The 4,395-nt window shown below is 70.3% G+C and carries 4 protein-coding genes; 1 reads left to right on the top strand and 3 read right to left on the bottom strand.

The annotated features are described in order from the left end of the window. Window positions 1-436: trypsin-like peptidase domain-containing protein (locus tag G6027_RS03210; RefSeq protein ID WP_182635354.1), on the top strand; the 436-nt coding region annotated here is incomplete at its 5' end. Window positions 437-519: 83 nt separating this feature from the next. Here G6027_RS03210 and G6027_RS03205 read toward each other — a convergent pair. The 3 genes from G6027_RS03205 to acs all read right to left on the bottom strand — a co-directional run bounded on the left by G6027_RS03205 (window position 520) and on the right by acs (window position 4,049). Continuing rightward, window positions 520-1,332 carry an alpha/beta hydrolase gene (locus G6027_RS03205; RefSeq protein WP_187702545.1) on the bottom strand — a complete coding sequence of 271 codons (813 nt, stop codon included), beginning with the start codon at window positions 1,330-1,332 and terminating at the stop codon, window positions 520-522. Between the two features lie 152 nt (window positions 1,333-1,484). Next, window positions 1,485-2,000, bottom strand: a complete 516-nt coding sequence (locus G6027_RS03200; protein ID WP_182635350.1) for a phage holin family protein — start codon at window positions 1,998-2,000, stop codon at window positions 1,485-1,487. A gap of 81 nt (window positions 2,001-2,081) precedes the next feature. Then, complete coding sequence (gene acs, locus G6027_RS03195; protein ID WP_182635348.1) at window positions 2,082-4,049, bottom strand: acetate--CoA ligase; 1,968 nt, start codon at window positions 4,047-4,049, stop codon at window positions 2,082-2,084. Window positions 4,050-4,395: the final 346 nt, after the last annotated feature.

Below are 4,395 nucleotides of genomic sequence, written 5' to 3'. Positions count from 1 at the left end.
CGTGGTGGTCTACGACCCGGGCGTCGACGTGGCCGTCCTGCGCGTGCCGGGCCTGCAGGCCCCGGTCCTGCCCTTCGCCGACCGCCGGGGCCGCAGCGGCGACGACGCCATCGTCGTGGGTTACCCCGGCAACGGCCCCTACCGGCCGGACTCCGCACGCATCCGGGAGCGGGTGACCCTCCGCGGTCCGGACATCTACCGAGAGGCGACCGTCGAGCGTGAGGTGTACATCCTGCGCGGGTCGGTGCGGGAGGGCAACTCCGGTGGACCGCTGATCACTCCGCAGGGGCAGGTCGTGGGCGTGGTGTTCGGAGCCGCGATGGACGCCGCCGACACGGGGTACGCGCTCACCGTCGAGCAGGTGCTGCCGCAGCTCGAGCGGGCGGTCGACTCGCTGGAGCCCGTCTCCACCGGAAGCTGCGTCGGGGCCCGCTGAGCGGACGCTCGACGCGCAAGCCGCAAGGGGGTGACGACGACCCGCGTGGATGGATCTGGTTCCAGCGGGGAGTGGCCGGGCGGTCAGAGCCCGTTGACCCGGTGTGCGAAGTCCACGATCAGTCGGGAGGTCGCGAGGGGGTGCTCCATCGCCGGGTAGTGCCCCGCGTCCGGGACCTGTTCGGTGCGGAAGTCCCTGGCCCATGCCGTCGATGCGCTGACCGTCGACGGCAGGATGAACCGGTCCTCCGCGCCGCTGATCCCCAGCACCGGTTGATCGAGGACGCCGGAGACGGTGCGCCGGAAATCTCGACCGTCCGGACGGAGCTGGCTGCGGACCATCCAGCGGCGGGACTCCAGGGACAGGTGCGCGACCTTGGGGATGAGCATGGCCCGCCTGAGCAGCGCGGCGGTCTCCCGGAAGTCGTCGGTGTCCGGCCATGTCGGTCCGCAGCGTGCTCTGAGCATCGCCTCCACCGACGCCGCGCTGTCAGCGGTGAGCCGTCGTTCGGGGAGTCGGGGAGCCTGGTCCGCCAGGAGACGGGGGACCAGGGCGCGGCGCTGGGCGCGATCGCGGAGTGCGGCGTGGCGGGTGGCCAGGGGGTGGGGAGAGCCCACGACGACGAGGCCCCGCACAGCGCGCGGCCGCCGGTACGCGGCGGTCCAGGCCACGAATCCGCCCTCGCCCTGCCCCACGAGCACCGCGGAGGAGTGACCGAGCGCGCGGATGAGGTGCGTGATGTCGGAGGCCAGCGTCCACCCGTCGTAGCCGCGCGGTGGTTTGTCGGAGTCCCCGTGACCGCGCAGGTCCACCGCGACGGCGTGGAAACCGGCCTCGGCCAGCGCGACGACGGGGGCCCGCATGGTCCACCAGATGCCGCCCAGGCCGTGGATCATCAGCACCAGCGGAGGGAGCTCACCGGGGACGGTGTCGGGCGGGAGGGCCTCGGCGACGTGCAGACGGATGCCGTTGGCCGAGACGTCACGATGCCGCCACGACCCGTCGATCCTGACGATCGACGGGTCGGGCGGCCGGTGTGCGGGAGTCTTCAGCTGCGCGTGGCGGGCTGGGGCGTCTCGGTGACCCGTACCGTCCCGGGCCGCGGCTCGGCGCCCGTGGGCATGGCCAGCTTGAGGTCGGACACCGAGTCGATGGTGCGCTGGGGCTTACGGATCTTCTTGATCTTGCGGTAGCCCAGCAGCCCGCACACCGCCGCCAGCAGCACCAGCACCACGAACACGATGAGGAACCCGATCCAATCCCACGTCTTGGTGCCGAACCACAGCGAGATGAGCTTGGCCCACATGAAGACGAACGGGAAGAAGGACATGAGGAGCAACACGAGCGCCGCGACGAAGAAGCCCGACCCGGTGGCCGCCTTCTTGACCTGCTCGGTGACCTCGGTCTTCGCGAGCTCGATCTCCGCTCGGACGAGCGTGGACATCTGCGTCGTGGCGTTCTTGACCAGGGTTCCGATGCTGGCGTCGCCACGACCGATCGAATCCGCGTCGTGCAGAGGGATCGATGCCTCGGTCGGCGAGTGGGTTCCCTGGGCGTGGCTCACGGTTGTTCCTCCATTGTCAGGCGACGGATGCACCGTCGTCCATCGTGCCACGACACGTGGCTGCCTTCACCCGCTACCCGGTCAGCCGCGCGTGCCCTTCTCCCTGATCTGCTCCATGATGGTCGGATCCGACAGCGTCGAGGTGTCCCCGCCGTCGCGGCCCTCGGCCATGTCCTTGAGCAGGCGCCGCATGATCTTCCCGGACCGCGTCTTGGGCAGCTCGGGCACGATCGTGATGTCGCGAGGCTTGGCGATCGGGGAGATCTCCCGCGACACCTCGGCCCGGAGCTCGTCGATGAGCTTCTGGCGGTCCTCCTCGGCGTCGACGTTGCCGCGCAGGATCACGTACGCGACGATCGCCTGACCGGTGGTCTCGTCGTTGGCGCCGACCACCGCCGCCTCGGCGACCGCGCGGTGACCCACGAGGGCGGACTCGACCTCGGAGGTGGAGATGCGGTGGCCGGAGATGTTCATGACGTCGTCGACGCGGCCGAGCACCCACAGTGCGCCGTCGGCGTCCCACTTGGCGCCGTCACCGGCGAAGTAGTACCCCTCCTCGGCGAACCGGGACCAGTAGGTGTCGCGGTAGCGATCCATGTCGCCCCAGATGCCGCGGAGCATTGCCGGCCACGGCTCGGTGAGCACCAGGAAGCCCTGCTCCTCGGCGGCGACCTCCTTGGCATCGCTGTCCACGATGGCCACGTCGATGCCGGGGAGCGGCCGCATGGCCGAACCGGGTTTGGTCTCCGTCACGCCCGGCAGCGGGGAGATCATGATCGCGCCGGTCTCGGTCTGCCACCACGTGTCCACGATGGGGGCCTTGCCGCCACCGAGGTTGTCGCGGTACCAGCGCCACGCCTCCGGGTTGATCGGCTCACCGACGGAGCCGAGCAGGCGGATCGAGGACAGGTCGTGGGCGGCCGGGATCTCGGCGCCCCACTTCATGAAGGTCCGCACGAGGGTCGGCGCCGAGTAGTAGATGGTGACGCCGTACTTCTCGATGATCTGGAAGTGGCGGTGCTCGTCCGGCGAGTTGGGGGTGCCCTCGTAGACGATGCACTCGGCGCCGTTCGAGAGCGGGGCGTACACGCCGTACGTGTGGCCGGTGACCCAGCCGACATCCGCGGTGCACCAGTAGACGTCCTGGCCGGGCTTGTGGTCGAACACGTTGTGGTGGGTGTAGGACGCCTGGGTGAGGTAGCCACCGGAGGTGTGGACGATCCCCTTGGGCTTGCCCGTGGTCCCGGAGGTGTAGAGCAGGAACAGCGGGTGCTCGGAGTCGAAGGCCTCCGGCGTGTGCTCGGTGGACTGCTGCGGGACCACCTCGTCCCACCAGACGTCTCGGCCCTCCGTCCACTCGACGTCCAGGCCGGTGCGGCGCACGACCAGGACGTTCTGCACGGACTTCGCGTGCCCGTCGACGCCCTCGAGGCTCCCGGCCAGCGCGTCGTCGACACCGGCCTTCAGCGGCGCCGGCTTGCCTCGACGGAACTGACCGTCGGCGGTGATCACCAGTTTGGCCTCGGCATCGTCGATGCGGGAGCGCAGGGCGGCGGGGGAGAAGCCGGCAAAGACGACGGAGTGGGTCAGTCCGAGGCGGGCGCACGCCAGCATCGCGATGTAGACCTCGGGCAGCAGCGGCATGTAGATGGCCACCCGGTCGCCGGCGACCAACCCGAGGGAGGTGAGGTAGTTGGCGGCGCGGCTGACCTCGTCCTTGAGCTCGGCGTAGGTGATGTCGCGGGCGTCGTCCTCCGGCTCGCCGATCCAGTGGATGGCCACCCGGTCGCCGTTGCCGGCCTCGACGTGGCGGTCCACGCAGTTGTGGGCCACGTTGAGTGTGCCGCCCACGAACCACTTGGCGACCGGGGCGTCGGACCAGTCGAGGACCTCGGACCACTGGGTCGACCAGTCCAGACGCCGTGCCTGCTCGTCCCAGAACGCGAGTCGGTCCGAGGCGGCGACGTCGTAGAGGTCGGCCTGCGCGTTGGCCTGTGCGGTGAAGTCGGGGTCGGGGGCGTAGGTCTGGGCGTGGTCGTGATCGGTCATCAGCGGCTCTCTCTCGGGATATGTGTTCACGGCGGCCGGAGTCGACACGGCGGAAACGACCGGACCGGTTTCTGTGAGCGTAGTCACATACCTGCTGCCGTGTTTCTCAACACACCCGATGGGGGGACGCGGGGGGAAGCGGGGTCAGGACCTCGGCTCGCGGCCTGGGGAATCGCCCTTCTCGCCGGCGCCGTCAGGGGTGCCGCCGGCACTCTCCGGGGTCGCGGCCGTCGCGCTCGTCCTGTCTCCGCCCACTGCGGTGTCCGGTGACCTCGTCGTCGTCGCTCGCTTCTCCCCGTCCTTCGGCGCGCCCCCCGGTGACGTCGCCCCGGCCGTCGGCGTGCCC

Source organism: Dietzia sp. SLG310A2-38A2 (assembly GCF_014145095.1).
Lineage (GTDB): Bacteria > Actinomycetota > Actinomycetes > Mycobacteriales > Mycobacteriaceae > Dietzia.
This window is presented reverse-complemented; position numbering and strand designations above follow the sequence as displayed.